This window comes from Aeromonas sp. 25-AL00135, assembly GCF_054052385.1.
The window spans coordinates 1-345 of the sequence record NZ_JBSTYQ010000053.1; the positions used below are offsets into that span (position 1 = coordinate 1).

2 rRNA genes are annotated in these 345 nt (G+C 51.0%); both read right to left on the reverse strand.

Features of this window, described 5'->3' with window-relative positions:
* Window positions 1-82 (reverse strand): 5S ribosomal RNA (gene rrf, locus ACW5XC_RS20435); the annotation flags it as partial.
* Between the two features lie 123 nt (window positions 83-205).
* Window positions 206-345 (reverse strand): 23S ribosomal RNA (locus tag ACW5XC_RS20440); the annotation flags it as partial.

Sequence of the window (345 nt, forward strand, 5' to 3'; positions counted from 1 at the left end):
CCACACTACCATCGGCGCTACCGCGTTTCACTTCTGAGTTCGGCATGGGATCAGGTGGTTCCACGGCGCTATGGCCGCCAGGCAAATTCTTTAATCTAGAAAGCTGACGTGAGTAGTGATGTTGCGCTTGGCTTGTCACTATCACTGAATTTGAGTAGTTCGCTTGGTATCTGCTACAAGCCTTAGAACACTTCTTGGGTGTTGTATGGTTAAGCCTCACGGGTAATTAGTATGGGTTAGCTCAACACATCACTGCGCTTACACACCCCACCTATCAACGTTGTGGTCTCCAACGGCCCTTTAGGACCCTCAAGGGGTCAGGGATGACTCATCTCAGGGCTCGCT